Source organism: Lactonifactor longoviformis (assembly GCF_042848515.1).
Lineage (GTDB): Bacteria > Bacillota > Clostridia > Lachnospirales > Lachnospiraceae > Lactonifactor > Lactonifactor longoviformis.
This window is the reverse complement of sequence record NZ_AP031453.1, coordinates 2,353,156-2,371,691: the sequence shown is the minus strand read 5'-3', so window position 1 is coordinate 2,371,691 and position 18,536 is coordinate 2,353,156. Positions and strand designations below refer to the sequence as shown.

General features: G+C 44.9%; 20 protein-coding genes. All 20 read right to left on the bottom strand.

Going from position 1 to position 18,536, the window contains the following annotated elements; all coding sequences use genetic code 11:
• Positions 1-12: 12 nt before the first annotated feature.
• Positions 13-1,191, bottom strand: a complete 1,179-nt coding sequence (locus tag ACGHCT_RS10865) for a YcxB family protein (RefSeq protein WP_390440015.1) — start codon at positions 1,189-1,191, stop codon at positions 13-15.
• Positions 1,192-1,332: 141 nt separating this feature from the next.
• Entirely contained in the window at positions 1,333-1,971 is a 639-nt protein-coding gene (locus ACGHCT_RS10860; RefSeq protein ID WP_154258054.1) for a VTC domain-containing protein, read from the bottom strand.
• A 182-nt stretch (positions 1,972-2,153) separates the two neighbouring features.
• Positions 2,154-2,909: an acyl-CoA dehydratase activase gene (locus ACGHCT_RS10855; RefSeq protein ID WP_072849967.1), complete on the bottom strand. Its 756-nt coding sequence runs from the start codon at positions 2,907-2,909 to the stop codon at positions 2,154-2,156.
• Positions 2,910-2,919: 10 nt separating this feature from the next.
• Complete coding sequence (locus tag ACGHCT_RS10850; protein ID WP_072849969.1) at positions 2,920-4,071, bottom strand: double-cubane-cluster-containing anaerobic reductase; 1,152 nt, start codon at positions 4,069-4,071, stop codon at positions 2,920-2,922.
• A gap of 154 nt (positions 4,072-4,225) precedes the next feature.
• Positions 4,226-4,483 (bottom strand): spore coat protein, encoded by a 258-nt coding sequence (locus ACGHCT_RS10845; RefSeq protein WP_390440011.1) that lies wholly within the window; start codon positions 4,481-4,483, stop codon positions 4,226-4,228.
• An 11-nt stretch (positions 4,484-4,494) separates the two neighbouring features.
• Positions 4,495-4,680: a hypothetical protein gene (locus ACGHCT_RS10840; RefSeq protein ID WP_072849973.1), complete on the bottom strand. Its 186-nt coding sequence runs from the start codon at positions 4,678-4,680 to the stop codon at positions 4,495-4,497.
• A gap of 80 nt (positions 4,681-4,760) precedes the next feature.
• A complete protein-coding gene (gene glgA, locus ACGHCT_RS10835) occupies positions 4,761-6,206 on the bottom strand; it encodes a glycogen synthase GlgA (RefSeq protein ID WP_072849975.1) in 1,446 nt (481 codons plus the stop codon).
• 84 nt (positions 6,207-6,290) lie between these two features.
• Positions 6,291-7,088, bottom strand: coding sequence for a sporulation transcription factor Spo0A (gene spo0A, locus ACGHCT_RS10830; RefSeq protein WP_072849977.1), 798 nt, complete (start codon positions 7,086-7,088; stop codon positions 6,291-6,293).
• A 195-nt stretch (positions 7,089-7,283) separates the two neighbouring features.
• Complete coding sequence (gene spoIVB / locus ACGHCT_RS10825) at positions 7,284-8,486, bottom strand: SpoIVB peptidase (RefSeq protein ID WP_390440007.1); 1,203 nt, start codon at positions 8,484-8,486, stop codon at positions 7,284-7,286.
• 70 nt (positions 8,487-8,556) lie between these two features.
• Positions 8,557-10,242 (bottom strand): DNA repair protein RecN, encoded by a 1,686-nt coding sequence (gene recN / locus ACGHCT_RS10820; protein ID WP_390440004.1) that lies wholly within the window; start codon positions 10,240-10,242, stop codon positions 8,557-8,559.
• Positions 10,243-10,280: 38 nt separating this feature from the next.
• On the bottom strand, positions 10,281-10,733 hold the full coding sequence (gene argR, locus ACGHCT_RS10815; RefSeq protein ID WP_072849983.1) for an arginine repressor: 453 nt from the start codon (positions 10,731-10,733) through the stop codon (positions 10,281-10,283).
• 34 nt (positions 10,734-10,767) lie between these two features.
• Positions 10,768-11,631 carry an NAD(+)/NADH kinase gene (locus ACGHCT_RS10810; protein ID WP_072849985.1) on the bottom strand — a complete coding sequence of 288 codons (864 nt, stop codon included), beginning with the start codon at positions 11,629-11,631 and terminating at the stop codon, positions 10,768-10,770.
• Between the two features lie 12 nt (positions 11,632-11,643).
• Positions 11,644-12,453 (bottom strand): TlyA family RNA methyltransferase, encoded by an 810-nt coding sequence (locus tag ACGHCT_RS10805; RefSeq protein WP_072849987.1) that lies wholly within the window; start codon positions 12,451-12,453, stop codon positions 11,644-11,646.
• Positions 12,450-14,312: a 1-deoxy-D-xylulose-5-phosphate synthase gene (dxs, locus tag ACGHCT_RS10800; protein WP_072849989.1), complete on the bottom strand. Its 1,863-nt coding sequence runs from the start codon at positions 14,310-14,312 to the stop codon at positions 12,450-12,452. Before dxs ends, ACGHCT_RS10805 begins: the two co-directional genes overlap by 4 nt.
• A gap of 14 nt (positions 14,313-14,326) precedes the next feature.
• A complete protein-coding gene (locus ACGHCT_RS10795) occupies positions 14,327-15,217 on the bottom strand; it encodes a polyprenyl synthetase family protein (RefSeq protein ID WP_072849991.1) in 891 nt (296 codons plus the stop codon).
• On the bottom strand, positions 15,207-15,422 hold the full coding sequence (gene xseB / locus ACGHCT_RS10790) for an exodeoxyribonuclease VII small subunit (protein WP_072849993.1): 216 nt from the start codon (positions 15,420-15,422) through the stop codon (positions 15,207-15,209). The genes ACGHCT_RS10795 and xseB overlap by 11 nt, the downstream gene beginning before the upstream one ends.
• Entirely contained in the window at positions 15,412-16,638 is a 1,227-nt protein-coding gene (gene xseA / locus ACGHCT_RS10785) for an exodeoxyribonuclease VII large subunit (RefSeq protein WP_390439997.1), read from the bottom strand. The genes xseB and xseA overlap by 11 nt, the downstream gene beginning before the upstream one ends.
• A complete protein-coding gene (nusB, locus tag ACGHCT_RS10780) occupies positions 16,635-17,042 on the bottom strand; it encodes a transcription antitermination factor NusB (RefSeq protein ID WP_072849998.1) in 408 nt (135 codons plus the stop codon). The genes xseA and nusB overlap by 4 nt, the downstream gene beginning before the upstream one ends.
• Positions 17,043-17,164: 122 nt before the next feature.
• Complete coding sequence (locus tag ACGHCT_RS10775; RefSeq protein ID WP_072850000.1) at positions 17,165-17,545, bottom strand: Asp23/Gls24 family envelope stress response protein; 381 nt, start codon at positions 17,543-17,545, stop codon at positions 17,165-17,167.
• 84 nt (positions 17,546-17,629) lie between these two features.
• On the bottom strand, positions 17,630-18,418 hold the full coding sequence (locus tag ACGHCT_RS10770; RefSeq protein ID WP_390439992.1) for a hypothetical protein: 789 nt from the start codon (positions 18,416-18,418) through the stop codon (positions 17,630-17,632).
• Between the last annotated feature and the right edge of the window lie 118 nt (positions 18,419-18,536).

Genomic DNA, 18,536 nt, shown 5'->3' with positions numbered 1-18,536 from the left:
ACATCAATCCCCTTATTTTTTGTATACATATCTTACCGGGGTAATCTCCTCCTGCCTGCCCACACAGTAGACTGAAAGGCTCGGACCCTTAATCTCCCATTCCTCCGGGGAGGGCAGCGAAACTGATCCATCCCTGTCAATAAACCGGAGCCCCGTTTTATCGGATCCCCAATTATAATTGCCTTTGTAGAGCAGTCCGTACTCCTTCTCCTTCCATTGAGACACATCTTCCTCCAGAGGAATTTTCTCCATCATAATTTCAAGGATGGAAAAATCACTGTCCAGGTCATAGGCTGTCCCATCTCCTTCTATGCCTTCCAGGTTTTGTACCCTGACATACAGGCTTTTATCCTTATCCCTGTCATACCATATATGATAATTCCTGTGGGGTTTGTAATTACCGTCAAATCCATATAAGAACATATCAATAGTATCAATGGTCCCGTCTGCCTGAAATTGTACGGAGTAATTTTTCACTGACAGGTGAGGGGATATTTCAATTCTTCTCCCGATGCGTTCCATCATACCTTCCAGTCTGATCTCATAAATATTATCACTGTCAAGGCTTACCTTGCGCACACTCTTCCACTGTTCTATCTTCCACGACAGCTTACCGTTATAGGAAACTGCCGACTTTCCCACAGCATACATTCCAAAAACTGTAATAAGGCCCCACAGCACAAGAACTGTCCAGCGAAGGCTGACTTTCCGGATATGCTTTTTACTCTCCAGCAGCTGCCTGAGTTCACCTCTCATGGATTCCTGAATCGCTGCTTTCTCTACGGGAATAAACCGCAGATCTGTGAAATACAGAAATACCCACTTTTTATTCTCCTTCAGTCTTTTCAGTTCCTTCCAGGGAATACAATTTTTAACGTCTCCGTCTTTTTCCATAATAAACACTTCAATAGAAGTAAAATAAAGTAAGTCCCCGTAATTTGTCACTTTCCGGTGTATCCGTCTGTCTCCCCGGAATAAGAATTCCACCATAACCCCAATAAAAAACAGCAGAAGCAAAACAAAAAACGGCAGGTTTCTCTTAATCATCCCATATTGCGCCAGCAGAAACGTCACCTGCCAAAAAGCAAAATACGCTAACAGAATCAAGGGATTCCATACATGTTCAAAAAGCAGTTCCTTCCATATAAATTTCCGGTAGTCCTTGTCTGATACAGTATATTTTAAGTGCATAGGCATTCTCCCCCGACGCAGCCATTCAGCCGATTGTAATATAATCTCCTAATATTTGCTATTATAGCATATTTTGTCTGCAAAAAGAAGAAGATGCCAGGGGCTTCCTGCCTCTGACCTCTTCTTCTCTTTTATAAGCTGTTACGCAAATGCAAAATCCTCGGAAACCTGTTCCTGATTCTGTACCATATTGGCGATCATCCGGGGAATTGTCTTATCTCTTCTGTAGCTGATATGTACCTGATGTCCGAAGAGGCAATCCACACGCATCCCCTCTTCCTCAAACAAAGTGACATGTTTTCCTATGATCCGCTGAATTCTTTCATCAAAAACAATTCTGCTGTCCTTTTTAGACTGATATACCTTTCTCTCGTACTCCTTGAGCCCCCCAAGCTCCAGGCCGTTAATCGTCATCTGGCGGTAGAGATCCCGCACAAGAGGATGCTCATGTTCCTGCATCCAGACAATGTTGCCGTCCATAACCGCCTGGCATTCTTCGCGGGTCAGGGTACAGCAATACTTATATACAACGCCGTTCTGGACATTTTTCTTTTCCAGATAGAGAAATTCTTCATGATTTTCTTTTGTCTTTCTGCACAGATAATAGCGGGGAAGCTCTTCGTCACGGGATATGTATCCTTCCACATTGACAAACTCCATTTTGCGAAGGAGCATCCTCTCAAACTTATCAGGTGCCTCTTCCTGTAATGTCTTTTCTATTCTCCGGTAATCGTTTTTTGTTATTCTGCCGTTTTCCTCGTAATAACTCATATACTTCATACCATAACCTCCATATACATTCCCCTGTTGCACCATATGATCCTGACAAATGATTCATTCCATCAGACTTCTGTCAGGGCTGACGCCTGCCATAGTTATACTATACAAAATAATTGTGACAAAGGGATGACCAACTTCTGAAAATCCTATAAACTATATTTTATTTCCATAAAATGGAGGCATTATATAAGTTTTCTGTATCCGATCACTGCTGCACCCAAAGCTCCTGCGTATTGCGCGGCCGGTGATGTATACACCGGGCGGTTCAAATATTGCTCCAACACCTCGGAAAAAATACGAAACCTGGAAAGACCGCCGGAAAAAAAGATATCCCCTTCCAGCTTCAGCCGCTGGGCGAAGATGGCCGTTCGCCGGCAGACAGAATGAATCACTCCCAGGGCAATATCGCCCGGATTTTCTCCTTTGGCAAGGAGACTCACAATCTCGCTTTCGGCAAATACGGTACACATACTGCTGATATTTAACGGCTTGCAGCCTGCTACAAAGTCATCCATTTCGGCAACCGGCCGCTCCAGGGTACGCATCATTACCTCTACAAAACGCCCGGTGCCTGCAGCGCATTTATCATTCATCAAAAAGTCAATTACATTTAAATCCCTATCCAAAAGTATCGCTTTGCTGTCCTGGCCTCCGATATCCACCACTGCTCCAATCCCGGGGTTTAGAAAGGCTGCACCCCTGGCATGGCAGGTAATCTCTGTGACTTTTTTATCTGCCTCTGTCAAAAGTTCTCTGCCATATCCTGTGGTAACCGTATACCCTACGTTCTCACTCCATAAAGCCTCGTAAATCTGCCGTATACTCTGCTGTGGGCAGGCAGTTGTTGGGATCATCTCCATACGCAGAACATTTTTTCCGTCATACAGCACCCCTTTTGTTGTGGTAGAGCCCGAATCTATTCCTAAACTATACAACATATCCGGCTCCCTACAGCATCTCAATAAATGCGGCCATTCTTGTGTTCAGCTGACCAATATCCCCAGTAGAATAATCGGTCTCCAATGACATATAAGGAATCCCATATTGTTCTTTGACATATTTCTTTATTCCCATAGTCTCCACATTATATGTATGGCATGCCTGAAGCACTACATCCACAACAGCATCCGCCTTGTAATCCTCGATGAGTTCCCCCATGAGGCGGTAGCGGTTGGGATTGGGAGACATACAGGAACAGCCAAGACTCAGATAACGGCTCGCCAGAGCCTGATAGATGTCGGGAGCATCTTCGTCTACCAGGGCTTCTATAGAACGGGCCCCTCCGCAGTTTTCAAATGCAACCACCACGCCGCCGTTATCCTCAATAGCCTTAACCACCTTCATGGCCCCTCCCGCTACCGGCGAACCTGTCACCAATATTCTGGGACGTTTATCCAGACACTTTCCCTCTTTATATTCTGACTCGACTTTCTCACGAATAGCGTTTATTTCACTTACTACCTTTTCTTTGTCAAACTTAAAGGTAGAGCCATACAGAATCTGAAACAAATCCTGCCCTTTCATGGGAGCCGGATCCAGCTTCATCAATTCATAAAAAGCTTTTAAAGCCTTTCGCTCTTCATTTCTCAGGTGTGTTGCCCTGCGGATATCTTCTTCTGTTATGGTTATCCCGAACTTTTCTTCCAGAACCTTCTGAAAACGGATGATTTCATTTTTATACATTTGCAGTCCGTCTTCACTCTGGCTGTTTGGCAGTTCCATCACATGCACCGGCTTAAATTCCCCCAGCTGTTCGTACATCTTTTTCTTTCCGTCACAGGTTGTCTCTCCGACTATCAGGTCTGAAAAATAAAAAAACGGACATTTATCGGTTTTGGCAAATCCATAGCTGGACTTAATTAACGGACATAGATTTCTGGGAAGTTCTTTTTCCGCCTCCGGGATTGTCTCATCTGAGGTGGAGCAAAGTCCTACGACAGCTGCCCCCATAGCTGCCGGAATCTCCTGGGGCAGATAGGTACAGAATACTCCTACCACAGGGACTCCCTGATCCTTCAATTCTTTCACAGCCAAAAAAGAATTCTTTCTCTGCTCCGCAAAATCTTCAAACACCTCTGGCAGCTCTTTGATTAATTCCATGATTACCCTCCTGTATATTCCGGACGCAGATGCCTCCGGTTCCTCTTTTTTCCAGTATATCTTTCCGGCCCCGGAAAGTCTAATTGGGTTTTGAAATAAAAGGAGTCCATTTATAGACTCAATCTATAAATGGACTCCTTTTCATACCTGTTTATTACTGCATCTGCGGCTGTTCGAATAAGGAACGAACATGGGCAACTTCTTCCGGGGTTGCCTTAGAAGCCGGAACGTAGTAAGCTTTCGCTCTTGCAATCTGGTAAATCTCTTCCTGAGACATTTCACACTGATTGCGGATCTGCTTTAATGTCTGTTTTAACTGTGGATTCTCTGACTGAGTAATCATCTCGCTGTAACGTAATAATTCGCCGTTAATGCCTGCTAAAGTATCGGATACCATTGTTTTTTCTGTCATTTTCTAACCTCCTACCGTAAGAACTGCATCAGCTGTTGCTTAGTTTCCATTGCGGACTGCGCAGATTTTTGAAAAAACTGCTTTACCTGAGGATCCTGAGCCTCATGGGCATAATCCTGCATCTTACAGTGAGTGGTTTCGTATCCGCCGATTAAGTGGCGAAGATTCTGAACGTCTAATTCTGATAAATCTGTCATAACATAACCTCCTGATATTTTCTATACTATGGTAGTATGGCATATTTATCAGGTTTTATACGGATTTTTGACGGTTCCAGTTAATAGCCGATCAGCCAGTTATACATTTCCTCATACTGTTTCGCCGAGCTGTTCCAGGAATAATCTCTGGCCATGGCACGGTCCACCATTTTATTCCACTCTCTTTTCTTGTCGTAGTAGACTTTTTCCGCATAGCGGATAGTGGCAAGCATCTCATGGGCATTGAAATTTTTAAAGCTAAAGCCAGTGCCTGAGTTCTCAAATTCATTGTAGGGCTCCACGGTGTCCTTTAAGCCTCCGGTTTCCCTGACGATCGGCAGGGTTCCGTACCGCAGGCTCATAAGCTGACTCAGGCCGCAGGGCTCGAACAGAGAAGGCATAAGGAAGGCATCTGAGGACGCATAAATACGGTGAGACATTGCCTCATCATAATATATGTTGGCAGACACTTTTCCATTGTATTTCCAGGCAAAATGCCGGAACATGTTCTCATAATGTTCTTCCCCTGTCCCGAGAATAACAATCTGCACTTGGTCCTGGCAGAGCTCATCCATAATATAAGAAACAAGGTCAAAGCCCTTTTGATCGGTGAGACGGGAGACAACACCTATCATCATCTTTTTAGGGTCTGTCTCAAGTCCCAAATCCCTCTGCAGCGCAGTTTTATTTTTTACCTTTTCCTTCCTGAACGTCTTGGCATCATAAGTCTTTGTTATATAAGGATCCGTTGCCGGATTATATTCATCATAATCGATTCCATTAACAATACCTCTGAGGCTGTTGGCACGGGCCCTCAGAAGGCCGTCCAGCTTTTCTCCATAAAACTCTGTCTTAATCTCTTCGGCATACGTATTGCTCACGGTCGTGATAGCATCGGCAAAGACAATCCCCCCCTTAAGATAATTGGCGTCTTTATATGCTTCCAGCTTGTCTGGCGTAAAGAAGTAATCCGGCAACCCAGTGATTTCCCGGACGGTCTTTACATCCCACGTCCCCTGAAATCTCAGGTTATGTATCGTGATTACGCTCTTAATTTCTCTGTAGAAGTCACCCAGCTGAAATTGGTCTTTCAGATAAACGGGAATCAGTCCTGTCTGCCAGTCATGGCAGTGAATAATATCCGGCTTAAAATCAATTACGGGAAGTATGGACAGTGCTGCTTTAGAGAAAAATGCGAATTTCTCCAGATCAAACCGAATGTCCCCGTACGGGCGATATCCTGAGAAATAATATTCATTATCTATGAAATAGAAGTGAATTCCTTCGTATTCCAGCTCCAGAATTCCCACATATTCATTTCTGTATCCTATATCCATATAAAAATGAGCTACATACTGTAACTGATTCTTAAATTCCTCTTTCATGCACTGATATTTGGGTATGATTACCCGCACATCAAAATATTCTTTATCGAAACATTTGGGCAGGGCACCTACAACATCCGCCAACCCTCCGGTTTTAATAAAAGGTACCGCCTCAGATGCTACAAACATTATCTTTTTCATATGTTATCCTCCTTGAGTAAGAACATTGATTAATGATATTATAGCCTATTTTAAGGTAGATGAAAAGGCGGTAACAGGATCTTACTAATTATTTTTGTATTCTAAACGAATTTTATCTGCAATTAAGGCAATGAATTCCGAATTCGTTGGTTTGCCTTTTCCTGTACTAACTGTATATCCAAACAGTTCATCTATGGTGTCCATTTTCCCTCTGCTCCACGCCACCTCTATGGCATGTCGGATGGCACGCTCTACTCTGCTTGGTGTCGTCTGATGTTTTTTAGCAATGGTCGGATATAATATTTTAGTGATAGAGTTAAGCATCTCCATGTCATTAACAGATAAAATGATGGCATCCCGCAGATACTGATATCCTTTAATATGTGCAGGTACGCCAATCTCATGAATGATATTTGTCACATCAGCTTCCAGATTTCTTTCGAAATAATCCCCCTTGTTTTCGTAAGCGTTTACTTTTCTCAGCTCTTTTGTCTTTCCGCTCATGGTATTTTTTATATGTTTGATACGATTCAACAGCATATTATTGTCAAATGGCTTCAAAATATAATAATTCGCGCCCAGATTAAAAGCATCTTCCGTAATTTGTTCCTGTCCGACAGCAGATACAACAATAAATGCAGGATGTTTTTTGATTTCTACATCTCTTCCCACCCGTTCCATAACTGACAGTCCGTCTACCTTCGGCATAATAATATCAAGCAATACAACATCCGGCTCTTTTTCACGTATAATCTCGTAAATATCTTCCCCATTACTTGCGTGTCCTACCAGTTCCAGCTCTTTGTCTTCGTTTATGATATTTCCCAACAAATCCAGCATTTTTTCATTGTCATCTGCTATGGCAACATTCAATTTTTCCATTACTACTCCTCCATATTTCCTCATAGTTCTCGGTTGTCGTCAGAAATTTTTGGGCGCCCTCTCTTCTTCATTTCTGAGCGATAATTGTATTATAGTATTTATTCTTTGTATAATCAAGTTGAATCCGCTGACAATTCTGTGTATTTTCCGTCACATTTCGACATTATAGACATTATTTCCCCTTCTGTTTTCAGCTTACTCCAGCATATTTTCTATGAAGATTCCGTATCCTTTTGTAGCATCCTGAACGAATACATGAGTCACAGCACCTATGATTTTCCCGTTCTGAATCACCGGGCTGCCGCTCATTCCCTGCACAATTCCGCCGGAATACTCTAATAGGTCAGGGTCTGTCACCTGGATGGAAAAAGCCTTATTCGTATCTGCCTGATCCCAGAAAATCTCTGTAATTTCTATGTCGAACTCTTTTGTTTCTCCTTTTACAGTGGTCAGAATTTTGGCACTTCCTGTTGTAACATCCTGTTTCAGGCCCACTTCCATAGGCACCAAATGCAGTGATTCTCTTGATTCTGTGGGAATTGTGCCGAATATTCCCTTTTCGCTGTTTATGTCGATTGACCCCAGCTGATTGCTTTTTTGATAATTGATCACACCAGAGAGCTCTCCCGGATTTCCCTTTGAGCCTTTCATAACGGAGAGAATCTCCGCCTGGTATAGCTCTCCTCTGTCCAGCTTGAGGAGTTCTCCTGTGTCCACATCGCTGATGCCGTGGCCCAGTGCTCCGTAATTCCCATGGGCGTCCACATAGGTAAGAGTTCCGATGCCCTGTGTATTATCTCTGACCCAAATTCCCAGCTTATAAGAATTGTCTTCCCCTAAAAGTGGTGTAAGCGAAAGTGGAATTTCCTCTCCGTTCCTGTCCACAAGTAACTCCATCGTCTCCCCGTTGCTGTCGTGTATCATAGAGATAAGCTGGTTTTTATTGGTGATGTCTGTTCCATTGGCTTTCAGAATGTAGTCGCCAGCCTGTACGATATGCTCAGCCGGCTGATAGGCGATACCGTCCGTAGATACTACATCCCCGGACCCAATGATCATTACTCCCTCTGTCTCCATATACAGACCGATGGGAGTACCCGAAGCAGCTACCCAGGTATCCTCAACAATCTGCACCTTAACTTTTTTCAGAGGCATTACATGGCAGAGACGGCATTCAATCGTATAAGTCTTATTACCCGCCACAGAAAGGGAATCATCATAGGTGATCAGAGGGTTCTGCTCCAGGATACTTGCCAGGCCGTCCTGTTCTTCTGCCCGGATTCTCACATCATCCGGAATTGAATCTCTGATAGAAATATAGCTGTAAACGCCAATTCCTATTATATTCAATAATAATAATACGAGTAGAAACCGTCTATAATTACGCTTTCTATGCAAAATATCACATCCTTTCAAAAAAAGAAAAAGATACACCATCGTGTACCTTTTTTAGTATGTGATTATTTGCTTATTTCACTCTTGAATTTTTTTGTACCTGTGCCAAATCCTTCATCTCCCGTGCACTCTCTAAAACCGTACTGGTAATTTTTGCACCCCCGAGAATCCTGGCAATCTCCTCTATGGATGCCTCCTGACCGATACGATGTATCCGGGTAGTGGTTTCCATATTTGACACTTTTTTTTCAATCAGGTAGTGTGAATCTGCCATAGCAGCAATCTGAGGAAGGTGGGTAATGCAGAGCACCTGGTGATTTCTCCCGATAACCGCCATTTTTTCTGAAACCTTCTGGGCTGTCCTGCCGCTGATGCCTGTGTCTATCTCGTCAAAAATCAGTGTCTCTGTCTCATCCTTGTCTGCCAGCAGAGTCTTGATCGCCAGCATAATACGGGAAAGTTCTCCTCCTGATACCACCTTTGCCAGAGGTTTTAATGCCTCTCCGGGATTGGTGGCGATGAGGTACTCCACAGAATCTGTACCCTCTGCAGAAAAATGTTCCTTTTCAGAAAAGTTCACTTTAAATCTTACATCCGCAAAATTCAGGTCTCTTAGCCCCTCTGTAACATTTAATTCCAGCTTTAAGGCCTCCTCTTTTCTTTTTTCAGAAAGTTCCCGGCAGGCCTCGAACAGTTTTTTTTCTTCTATATTATATTCTGTCAGTAATCTGGTTTTTTCTGTCTCAAAATCCAGCAGATGAGCCAGCCGTTTTTCTTTTTCATCAAGCTGCATCAGAATAAGCTCTATGCTCTGGCCATATTTCATTTTCAGGTGGTTGATCCAATCCAGGCGCTCTTCTATCTCATGAAATTCTTCTTCCGAATAGGAGAAGTTATCCAGGTAACCTGAAAGTTCTCTGTTGAAATCATTTAAAAGGGCTTCTGTATCGCTTAAAGCACTGCAGAGGCCAGCCAGGGTATCGTCATATTCAGCCACCTGGGCCAGCTGATACAGACTTCGTCCCAGGAGATCGCTGCAGCCGCTGTCTGCTGCACACATCTGGTATACCTGTGAAGCGTTCTCCAGAATTTTCTTTCCGTTCAGCAGTTTTCGATACCTCTGCTCCAGCTCCTCGTCCTCGCCATTCTTCAGATCTGCGTCTGTGATCTCCTTAATCTCAAATTCCAGAAATGATATTTCACGGGTTCTCTGCTCTTCGTCCATCTGGTATTCCGCCAGTTCTTCCTGCATTTTTTTGTATCTGCGGAAAGCCTCTCTTACTTTTTGGATGCTGCCCGCCAGATTATCCTTCCCATATTCATCCAGTATCTCCAGCTGTTTTGCGGGATATAATAAAGACTGATGTTCGTGCTGGCCATGAATATCCAGCAATTTGCCGGCGGCTTCCCGAATCTGGGCAACCGTGCAGGCTTCTCCGTTTATCTTACTGATGCTTCGGTTTCCTGTAATCTTTCTGGTAATGATAATCTGCCCGTCTTCTGCAAAAATATCCTGTTTCTTCAATTCTTCCAGAATTTTAGGATTATTTACAGAAAATACCAATTCTACCAGCGCAAAGGGTGCATTTTCCCTGATCATGTCCCGGGACATCTTGCCTCCGAGGGCAAGACTAATAGAGCCTATAATAATAGACTTACCCGCTCCGGTTTCACCGGTTAAAATATTAAGACCTTCATCAAAATCCACTTCAATTTCATCTATCAGTGCCAAATTTTTTACGTGTAAATTAACCAGCATATCTTTGCTCCTTTACACTCTCTTCTTCTGATCTTTCTTCAGTTTTCCAGGATCCGTCGGATTTTCTCCATGAGCAGCAGCGTTTCATCTACACTTTTTACCGCACACATGATCGTATTGTCCCCTGCAATACATCCGACGATCTCTTCCCAGTTCAGTTCATCCAGGGCTGCGGCCGCGGCCATAGCCATCCCGGATACCGTCTTGATTACCAGGATATTCTGAGCCATATCCATGGATAGGAATGCGTCCTTCAGCACTCTGGTGTATTTTTCACTCATATTCTGATTCTTGTTTTCGAGAACCGCATATCTGGAACGTCCGATTCCATCCGCTATTTTTGTAAGTTTAAGTTCCCGGATATCCCTGGAAATAGTGGCCTGTGTAACCTTATACCCAGCCTCCTGCAGCTTGTCGGCAAGCTCTTCCTGTGTTTCAATATCATATTGATTGATTAATTCAATAATTTTTGAATGTCTTGCTATCTTCATGTTTTGTACCCTCCCGAGATGTTATCCTCACACATTAGCTGGTACTCATCTTTTGCCGCAGCACCTCTAAAAAGCTCAGATTACTGATCTTTATAATCTGAGTATCTGGTTTAGCCCTGCGTATCACTATGCGATCTCCGGTTGTCATGGTGAGATCCGTATCCCCGTCAAAGCTTGCGATCGCCTTGGCATCTCCTTTTGATTTCCCCTGCGCGATCTCCACCGTTATCTCATCCTCGGAAGAAAATATAATACTTCTTGTGTTCAGCGTATGAGGCGCTATAGGTGTCATCATAATCATAGAAGCTCCGGGCGATACAATGGGTCCGCCCACCGAAAGGCTGTATCCGGTGGATCCGGTAGGTGTTGATATTATAATTCCGTCTGCAGTGTAGGTATTCAGGAACTCACCGTTAACATAATTTTTGAACCTGACCATCCTCATTGGTCCGTCCCTGACAATCACGATATCGTTCAGGGCAATATCTGAGGCTATAATCTCCCTTCCCCGGTACATATCCCCTGTGAGCATCATTCTTCTCTCTATTTCATACTCATCCCGTATCAGATGATCAATGGCAGGACCGATGGAATCACGATCTATCTCTGCCAGATACCCCAGTGTTCCCATATTGATGCCCAGCAGAGGGATCTGACGGTCTATCACATCCCTGGCTGCCTGGAGCAGGGTTCCGTCCCCGCCCAGAACGATGACGCAGTCCGCATCTTCCGGAATCAGCTTTACATTCGTATAGTGATAACCTGCATTCGGATCCCGGTCTCTTTCTGTCTGTATGGTACACTGGCATCCCTGCGCCTTCAGATAGCCCACGATCTCTTTTGTCACTGTCAATCCTTCATCTTTACTGCTGTTTGTAATTATGTAGAATTTTTTCATATCCCTCACCTGTCAGTCTAATGTACCGTGTGCCTTTTCTACAATTTCTTTTATCTCTGCTGTCACCTGTCTTTGTGTGTTCTCCTCCCCGGGGAATTTTCCCAGATGCAGCAAATATTCGATATTTCCCTCCGGTCCTTTGATCGGGGAAAATTCCAGATGCAGAACCCGAAAGGAGATGCTTTGTGCGTAATCGATTACTTTCCGTATCACTTCCTCATGAACCTGGGGGTCCCTGACTACCCCCTTTTTGCCAACCTTTTCTCTTCCTGCCTCAAACTGAGGTTTGATCAGACAGACAATTTCCCCTGCCTCTGCCATAAGCTCCCGAATCGGCAGCAAAACTTTAGTGAGGGAGATAAAGGATACATCGATAGAAACAAACTGCGGCGCCTCCTGTATGTGCTCCGGAAGCACATAACGGATATTGGTTTTCTCCATACAGATGACCCGTTCGTCCTGACGCAGTTTCCAGTCCAGCTGCCCATGCCCCACATCCACTGCATATACTTTAACTGCTCCGTTCTGAAGCATGCAGTCTGTAAATCCTCCGGTGGAGGAACCTACGTCCATGCATACTTTTCCAGCGAGCTCCAGGCCAAAATGTGTCATGGCTTTCTCCAGCTTCAGGCCTCCTCTGCTCACATACTTCAGAGGATTCCCTTTGACTGTGATCTCCACCGTATCCGGAAACATAGTTCCGGCCTTGTCCTCCCTCTGTCCTTCTACAAATACATTCCCTGACATTATTACTGCTTTGGCTTTTTCTCTGGAAGCGGCAAGGTTCCGGTTTACCAGTAAAACATCTAAACGCTCTTTCATATAGCTTCTTCCTCCAGTATGGATTGGCATACTGCCTCAGGATCCAGCCCCACCTCTTGGTGGAGCATTCCTACATTCCCCTGCTCTACAAACCGATCCGGCAATGCACGGATCATCACCTTAACCGGAAGCTTCCTGGTACTCACACAGTCCGCCACATGCTCCCCAAACCCGCCGCTCTTTACATTTTCCTCCAGAGTGACGATGAGGCCGTGATCCTTTGCGGCTTCACAGATAATCTCTGTATCAATAGGCTTTACAAATCTGGCATTCACCAGAGACACCCTGTATCCCTTTTCCTTCAGCATCTCTCTGATCTTCACCGCTGTTTTCACCATACTCCCTGCTGCCAGCAGCAGAATCCCCGACTCTCTGTAGATCCATTCTCCTTTTCCGCAGCGAATCTCTTCCCTGTACTCCTCAAGGCCGTCATAGGCCTCCCCTCTGGGATATCTGATGGCAATAGGCCCGTCATAAGCCACGGCATATTTCAGCATATCCGACAGTTCCCACTTGTTTTTCGGAGCCATCACTGTCATGTTGGGAATCAGAGAGAGATAAGACAAATCAAAGCATCCCTGATGGGTCTCCCCATCGCTTCCTACCAGTCCTGCCCGATCAATGGCAAATACTACATGTAGGTTCTGCATGCAGACATCATGAATCACCTGGTCAAATGCTCTCTGCAAAAAAGAGGAATAGATGGCAACCACAGGTATCAGACCGCCCAGCGCCAGACCCGCGGCAAAGGTAACTGCATGCTGCTCCGCAATTCCCACATCAAAGAAGCGGTCTGGAAACATATTCCGGAATCGCTTCAGTCCCGTCCCGTCCGGCATGGCTGCAGTCACTGCCACCACATCCGGATTCCTGTCGCCGAACTTTCTCATAACTGTGGAAAATATGTCCGTGTAGCTTGCTTTATTCCCGCTGCTTGTGGGTATGCCGTTGGTGATATCAAAGGGAGTGGTTCCGTGGAACCTTGCGGGATGGCGCATAGCGGGTTCATATCCCTTTCCTTTTTCTGTAAGGACATGGACAATGACTGCTCCCTCCACCTTTTTGGCTTCATTAAGCACACGCATAGTCTGGCGGATGTCATGGCCGTTCACAGGTCCCAGGTAGGTAATGCCCATATCTTCAAAAAACATTCCCGGAATAAAAAGCTGCTTGATGCTGCTTTTTGTCTTGTGTATCTTTTTTACAATTGCTGGTCCCACACTGGGCATTTTATTGAGGCTCTTCGTCACACTCATTTTCAGTCCGGTGTAGGCTTCGGCAGTGCGTATATTCCCCAGATACTGGGAAATACCTCCTACATTTTCAGAGATGGACATCTTATTGTCATTTAGTACTATAATAAAATTTGTTTTCAGCTCTGAGGCATTGTTCAGCGCTTCATAAGCCATCCCCCCGGTAAGGGCCCCGTCGCCGATTACAGACACCACACGATAATTTTCCCCTTTGAGATCCCGCCCTGCCACATATCCCAGGCCTGCGGAAACAGAGGTGGAACTGTGCCCTGTGTCGAAAGAATCGCACTGGCTTTCACACCTTTTCGGAAATCCGCTCATCCCCTGATATTTTCTAAGATTCTCAAACCCATCCTTTCTTCCGGTCAGGATTTTGTGGGTGTAAGACTGGTGTCCTACATCCCAGATGATCTTATCTGTGGGAAGGTCCATGACATTGTGGAGCGCCATAGTAAGCTCTACCACACCCAGATTGGAGGCCAGATGCCCCCCAGTCTTACTCAGGGATTCTATCAGAAACTGACGGATCTCTGAGGCAAGCTGGGGGAATTCCTCCAGCGGTATTTTTTTTATATCGTTTGGCTGATTTATCTTATCTAAAATCATTGGTAGCTTCACCTCTACTTTTTTCTGCCGCTCAGGGAAGAAATCAGTGATATAAGGAATTCACCATCTCCTGTCAGTGACGACAGCTCACATACTGCCTCCTGCGTCAGCTTCTCTGCCTCTTTATGAGCATCTTTCAGTCCCTGCAGAGTTACCCAGGTTGTCTTGTGATTCTTCTCATCGCTGTGAACTGGTTTTCCCAGCTCCTTCTCATCCCCTGTGACATCCAGAATATCGTCCTGAATCTGAAACGCCAGTCCGATGTTTCTTCCGATTCGTTCCATGGCCTCAAGCTCATATTTCTCTGCACCTGCAAGCACTGCACCAGTCATCAGCGCAGCTTCGATCAAGGCCGATGTTTTATTTCTATAGATATAATTCAGCATCTCCCTGTTTATTGGTATGCCGTCGTTTTCCACATCCACACCCTGGCCTCCCAGCATTCCGTGGATTCCGGTTTTTCTTCCCAGGATCTCCAGAGCCTGTCCTATCACAGCAGGATCCGTATTACTCTGAAATGCCAGAAAAGCGGTTTCATAGGCATAGTTCAGCAGTGCATCTCCGGCAAGAATAGCCGCAGCCTCTCCGTATACCACATGGGTTGTCTTTTTTCCTCTCCGATAATCATCATTATCCAGAGCAGGAAGATCATCGTGGATCAGCGAATGGGTATGAATCATCTCCAGGGCAGCCATGAAAGGCTCTATTGCCATTCGGTCTCTTCCAAGGAATAAGAGGTATGCCTCCTCCATCATGATAGGCCTGAGCCGCTTGCCCGGAGCTGTCATGCTGTAGTTTACTGCCTCCGCCATTCTCTGTGAAAATCCTTCCTCTGCGGGAAGATATCTGCGGATGATACGCTCCGCACGCTCTGTCTTCTTCTGTAATTCCTCTTTAAAATTCACTGAGTTCTCCATTTTCATCCATCTGAAGCATTTTCTTTTCTACTTTATCTATCTTACTGTTGCAGTATTTTAATAGCTCCATTCCCTCCTGGTAGACCTTAAAAGAATCTTCCAGTGAAATTTCTCTGCTCTCCAGCTGCGTCACAATCGCATCCAGAGATTTCATTGCCTCTTCTATGGTTCTGCTTTGCTTTTTATCTGCCATTTATTCCAACTCCTCTGTCTGCAGTTTCCGTTTTTTCCACAGAGGTATGAATCATACCGTCTGTAACCTGTATTATCAGATGCTCACCGGGTTCCACTTGAGTAACGCTGGTTACTGCATGATGATTATCATCTTCCACATAGGAAAATCCCTGATTCAGCTTATTCAGCGGGGATAATCCTTTCATTCGCTCAATATAAATATTCAGCTCCTGGCGGGAATCAAGGATGTTTCGCTTCATGCTTTCCCGCATCTTATCCTCGAGATCTATCAGTCTCTGGCGTTTTTCCCGAATCTGGCTGGCTGGGCTTAAAAAGCTAAGCTTTGTCCTGTACTGTTCCAGCCGTCCTTTCTCTAAAAGCACCCGGTTCTCCATCCCCCTTGTCAGACGTCTGGAATATTCATACATAAGGTCCATAAGCCCGCGCATATCGTCTACCGCCAATTCTGCCGCTGCAGATGGTGTGGGGGCTCTGAGATCCGCCGCATAATCAGCTATGGTAGTATCTGTCTCATGTCCCACTGCCGATATGATGGGGGTACTGCAGTTGAAAATAGCTCTGGCTACTTCCTCCTCATTAAAAGCCCAGAGGTCTTCAATGGAACCTCCGCCTCGTCCTACAATAATAACATCCACACCCAGGGCATCCAGTTTTTCAATTCCTCTGACAATGCTCTCTTTGGCGCCCTCTCCCTGGACAAGGGCAGGGTAGAGAATAATCTGCAGAAACGGGTTTCTTCTATATGATATATTGCGGATATCCTGTACAGCAGCCCCCGTTGGCGCGGTCACCACTCCCAGGGTTTTTATAAACCGGGGAATGGGCTGTTTATATTCCTGTGCAAACATTCCCATCTCTTCCAGCTCTTTTTTCAGTGCCAGATACCGTTCGTACAGAAGACCGGCGCCCTCCAGGGTAATCTCTTTGGCATAAAGCTGATATTTTCCGTCCCTCTCGTATACGCTGACACTTCCGCCAACAATGACCTTATCACCGTTTTTCATGGAAAAAGCAAGTCCCTTACGGCTTCCGGCGAACATGACACAGGCAATGGTTCCGCTCTCATCCTTCAGAGAGAAATAAATGTGACCCGAGGTATGGTATTTACAGTTGGATACTTCACCCTTTACATATATCTTATTCAGAAAAAAATCCTGGGTAAACATGTTCTTAATATAAGTATTGACCTGGGTTACAGAATAAATACTGCTCATTCCTTCTCCTTAGCGATATTTCCCAAAATTCCGTTGATAAAGGCTGCGGATTCATCCTGGCCAAATCGCTTTCCTATCTCAATGGCCTCATTAATGGCTACTTTTACCGGTACATCGGGATCGTAATTCATCTCGTAGACAGCCAGGCGCAGAATCGTGAGGTCTACCTTTCCCATACGGGAAGTTTTCCATCCTTTTGCCGCCTCATTGATCAGGCTGTCTATCTCATCCAGTACATTCCGCACCTTTTTATATTTCTCTTCCATATACATCTGATCCTTCTGGCTGAGTTCCCCCAGCTGTTCAAAATACAGACTGATCTGCTCCGGCATCTCTTCCGGTGTATTGAATTCGCTTACAAAAAGCAGTTTAAATATATTTTCACGAAGTTCTCTTCTTCCCATTCCGTCCTCCACGTTTAATTTCACTTCTGCAAAGAGAAAAAGGTGCCTTTTTCAGAGACACCTTAATGATACCAGCCAGAACGATTCTTCTGTGAACCGGATGTTTCTCAATTGTAAAAGGTCTACTTATTATTTTCCATCTCCACACTTGCAATGCGGACATTTACATCGGATACTGTCAGTCCGGTCATATTTTCGATGGCCGTCTTCACTCTCTCCTGAACCTTCTTGCTTGTTTCCAGTATGTTGTAACCGTAATCTATATTCAGCGCCAGATCTACACATACCACATCTTCCAGGACATCTACCTTGACACCTTTGGACAAATTCTTCATCCCCAGTTTTCCAACCAGTTCATTCGTGATATTCCCGGCCATGGAAGCAACTCCCTCTACCTCTGTAGCAGCCAAGCCTGCGATAATTGCAACCACCTCATCTGCAATCTGTACTTCTCCCAGATTGCCGTTATCATGTATTTTATAAGTATTTCTCTTTTCTGCCATAATCAAAAACCTCCTAAGGCTATTCTCTTGGTGGTTATTATAACAAATTTCACCTGAAAATAAAAGGAGTATGGAAAAATTTATTTATTGCAGCGTCCCTATGGAAGCAAAAAAAGCATCTTTTGCAGCCGCACTATCATCTGTGTAAACCAGAATCCAGGTGATAATTTTGTTATCCTGTTTTCTCGTACAGTAATCCTGATGCATATTAACATCCATATAGGTAACACTGGTTGTCATCTGCTGATAGTCCTGACCCCCAATGGATACAGTGGCAATCTCATCGGAGAATGTGTAATCCATCTCATCTGTGGTAAAACTCTGCAGCTCCGACTTTACTGCCTGAAGATACTGGTCGGCTGTAATATTCGCCATAGGGCTGTCCTCAGTTAAAAGTGTAGCAGTAAAATCCTGAGTTGCATTTCTGGCAATTAGCTCATATACAGAAGTATCCTCCATCTCAGCCACAGCTGCCTGTCCTTCCTCGTTCATATTCTCCTCGCCAGTATCGGCCACTTCCTGTATTTCCTCCTCCGTGAGGAATAACAGGTCTTCCGGCAGCGTGATCTTCATATTCAGCCAGCTGCTTTCATAGACATTGTCTGTCACTGTTCCCTTTACATAGGGCACCGCCGATTCTTCCGGTTCTCCTGATTCTTCCGTCTTCTCCTCAGGCTCTTCTGCCTTTTCTGCCGATTCTTCTGCCTTTGTGTCCTCCTTGGCTGTCTCCTCTGCCTTGGATTCTTCCTTTTTCCCGTCCGTTGCCTCCGTGTCAGTTGCGGCTGTTTTTTCCTGCTTATCATTCCCGCCGCATCCAGCTGCAAAAGTACACATCGCCAAGATCCCAATCCATAGCAATACTTTCTTCTTCATATCTTAATTCCTCCATATTAAGTTTTCTATCTCTATGGTACTAAGAAAAGGGAAAGCTGTCAATGCGAAGCTCGCGGTGTATAGGCAGCGAGTGGAGAGGTGCAGACGATCTGATGGT

Coding starts and splice junctions, on each gene's coding strand:
- ACGHCT_RS10865 (WP_390440015.1), bottom strand. CDS start 1,191: ATGCACTTAAAATATACTGTATCAGACAAGGACTACCGGAAATTTATA.
- ACGHCT_RS10860 (WP_154258054.1), bottom strand. CDS start 1,971: ATGAAGTATATGAGTTATTACGAGGAAAACGGCAGAATAACAAAAAAC.
- ACGHCT_RS10855 (WP_072849967.1), bottom strand. CDS start 2,909: ATGTTGTATAGTTTAGGAATAGATTCGGGCTCTACCACAACAAAAGGG.
- ACGHCT_RS10850 (WP_072849969.1), bottom strand. CDS start 4,071: ATGGAATTAATCAAAGAGCTGCCAGAGGTGTTTGAAGATTTTGCGGAG.
- ACGHCT_RS10845 (WP_390440011.1), bottom strand. CDS start 4,483: ATGACAGAAAAAACAATGGTATCCGATACTTTAGCAGGCATTAACGGC.
- ACGHCT_RS10840 (WP_072849973.1), bottom strand. CDS start 4,680: ATGACAGATTTATCAGAATTAGACGTTCAGAATCTTCGCCACTTAATC.
- glgA (WP_072849975.1), bottom strand. CDS start 6,206: ATGAAAAAGATAATGTTTGTAGCATCTGAGGCGGTACCTTTTATTAAA.
- spo0A (WP_072849977.1), bottom strand. CDS start 7,088: ATGGAAAAATTGAATGTTGCCATAGCAGATGACAATGAAAAAATGCTG.
- recN (WP_390440004.1), bottom strand. CDS start 10,242: ATGCTGGTTAATTTACACGTAAAAAATTTGGCACTGATAGATGAAATT.
- argR (WP_072849983.1), bottom strand. CDS start 10,733: ATGAAGATAGCAAGACATTCAAAAATTATTGAATTAATCAATCAATAT.
- ACGHCT_RS10810 (WP_072849985.1), bottom strand. CDS start 11,631: ATGAAAAAATTCTACATAATTACAAACAGCAGTAAAGATGAAGGATTG.
- ACGHCT_RS10805 (WP_072849987.1), bottom strand. CDS start 12,453: ATGAAAGAGCGTTTAGATGTTTTACTGGTAAACCGGAACCTTGCCGCT.
- dxs (WP_072849989.1), bottom strand. CDS start 14,312: ATGATTTTAGATAAGATAAATCAGCCAAACGATATAAAAAAAATACCG.
- xseB (WP_072849993.1), bottom strand. CDS start 15,422: ATGGCAGATAAAAAGCAAAGCAGAACCATAGAAGAGGCAATGAAATCT.
- xseA (WP_390439997.1), bottom strand. CDS start 16,638: ATGAGCAGTATTTATTCTGTAACCCAGGTCAATACTTATATTAAGAAC.
- nusB (WP_072849998.1), bottom strand. CDS start 17,042: ATGGGAAGAAGAGAACTTCGTGAAAATATATTTAAACTGCTTTTTGTA.
- ACGHCT_RS10775 (WP_072850000.1), bottom strand. CDS start 17,545: ATGGCAGAAAAGAGAAATACTTATAAAATACATGATAACGGCAATCTG.
- ACGHCT_RS10770 (WP_390439992.1), bottom strand. CDS start 18,418: ATGAAGAAGAAAGTATTGCTATGGATTGGGATCTTGGCGATGTGTACT.